This window comes from Halorubrum sp. AJ67, from assembly GCF_000513435.1.
Genome location: NZ_CBVY010000015.1, coordinates 24364 through 26235 on the forward strand (window position 1 = coordinate 24364; position 1872 = coordinate 26235).

Consider the following 1872-nt stretch of genomic DNA (forward strand, 5'->3'; position numbering starts at 1 on the left):
TCGCGACTGGGGATTCAGGAGTGTTCGTGTCGATCGACGGTTTATAAACAGATCCACTCCTGTACAGCCGAGCGACTGGGACTTCGGGAATGTTCGTGTCGATCGGCGACTTATAAGCAGACTCGTATTATCGAGGAATTTCTGTTCGGAAAAAATTTCACAGAGGAAAATAAACGGCCGGTATGCCCTCCTCGCGTCGCGTCGTTGAGGCGTGGATCGCGCTCTGTCTCACCGTCGGACAACTCACGTCGTTTGCCGTCCGAACCGCGTCGTCCGTCTCGCCGACCGTCGAAGGAATAGCCGGATTCGGCGCTCCGCTCGCCGTCGCGCTCGGCCTGCTCCGACTGCGTCCCGAACTGGACGTCGGACGGCTCTGGCGGTTCGCGTTCACCGCCTGGGGCCTTCTCATCCTGATGATGGTCGCCTCGCTCGGCGGCCGACTGATCGGCGTCTCCTTCGACGCGTACGAGTCGTACTCGTTCCCGCTCGCGGTCGCCGTCGCACTCCTCATGGAGCCCGTCTACGAGTCCGGGGCGCTGCCGCGGACGTGACCGCCGGGTCCGGCGTTCGCGGTCGAACGAGCCGCCCCCGGTTCCCGATGACCGACGGGATTTAACCGACCGCCCGAAAAGGAGGGTACATGGAGCCGGTCGACGACTGGCGCGCCGCGATCACGGAGGCCGGAGAGCTGACCGGCCCGATCGCCGCGAGCATCGTCGACGAGCACGGCGACCGCGGGCAGCGCGCGATCGAGGCCGTCGGCGAGAGCCGCGTGAAACAGTACCGCGACTTCACCGTCGTCGTCGGCCACGAGGACGAGTACGTGATCGAGGACGGCGAGTGCGACTGCGCGGACGCGACGTACAACCTCGACCCCGACGACCCCTCCGAGCGCTGCTGGCACGCTATCGCGGTCGACGTCGCGGAGGCGATCGACGCCGTCGACCACCACGACATGTGGTACTCCGAGGTCCGCGAGTTCCTCTGAGACCCCCCCGACGCGCGCTCCCCTCCGTTCGCGCGTTTCCCGCTGCTTCCGCGTTTTCCGCCGTCTGCGCGTCTCCCGCCGTTCGTGCGTCTCCCGCCCGTTCTCAGCAGCCGCCGCTCGGCCGCGTGAACCGGCCGTTTTCGCAAATCTCGGTCTGAGAGTCGAAAACGTTTACAACGGCGGCCGGTCTCCCCTACGGTATGGCGGACTGTCCACTCGCCGACGACTGCCCCAGTTTCGACGAACGAATCGAGGGGATGGGGTGTCAACACTACGGCAACAAAGGCGGCGCGGAGTGGTGTAACCACTACGACATGCCGATCTACGAGCTGAAACAGCAGCCGGTCCAGCCCGGCGAGGTCGTCACGGTCGAGGTCGACGACATCCACGAGAGCGGGGCCGGCGTCGGCCGCACCGACGACGGCTTCATCGTCCTCGTCGACGGACTCCTCCCCCCGGCGCGCGCCGAGGTCAAGATCCACCGGGTCAAATCCAGCCACGCGACGGCGCAGGACGTGGTCGAGCGCCTCCCCGACGACCCGGACGAGGAGGCCGACGACGACGAGGCGGTCGGCGCGGACGACGGCGAGGTCGACGAGGACGACGACGAGGACCACCGTCGTGACCGCCCGGACCGCGAGCGACTCGGCAGCCGCGAGAACTTCTGGGGGGAAGTGACCGGCGTCTCGGGGTGACCCCCACCCCACGGACAGTCCGGACGCCGGCGATTGCGACGCGAACGCGACTAAAATTCTAGCCGCCCACTACGACGTAGTCGTTGCCACGGACACGACCGCCGAAGCCCCCAGCCGTTGAGGCGGGCAGACGCTTCGCTGCCGCGCCTTCAACTCGTTCGCTTCGACTCACTCGTTCAGTGCTTACGT

The 1872-nt window shown here is 66.5% G+C and carries 3 protein-coding genes; all 3 read left to right on the forward strand.

Going from position 1 to position 1872, the window contains the following annotated elements; all coding sequences use genetic code 11:
* Nucleotides 1-182 precede the first annotated feature (182 nt).
* The 3 genes from BN903_RS11675 to BN903_RS11685 all read left to right on the forward strand — a co-directional run bounded on the left by BN903_RS11675 (nt 183) and on the right by BN903_RS11685 (nt 1683).
* The gene (locus tag BN903_RS11675; RefSeq protein ID WP_048077893.1) at nt 183-551 is read left to right on the forward strand and encodes a hypothetical protein; all 369 of its coding nucleotides are present in this window, start codon (nt 183-185) and stop codon (nt 549-551) included.
* An 89-nt stretch (nt 552-640) separates the two neighbouring features.
* Nucleotides 641-988, forward strand: coding sequence for a zinc finger SWIM domain-containing protein (locus tag BN903_RS11680; protein WP_048077894.1), 348 nt, complete (start codon nt 641-643; stop codon nt 986-988).
* 200 nt (nt 989-1188) lie between these two features.
* Nucleotides 1189-1683 (forward strand): TRAM domain-containing protein, encoded by a 495-nt coding sequence (locus BN903_RS11685; protein ID WP_048077895.1) that lies wholly within the window; start codon nt 1189-1191, stop codon nt 1681-1683.
* Nucleotides 1684-1872 lie beyond the last annotated feature (189 nt).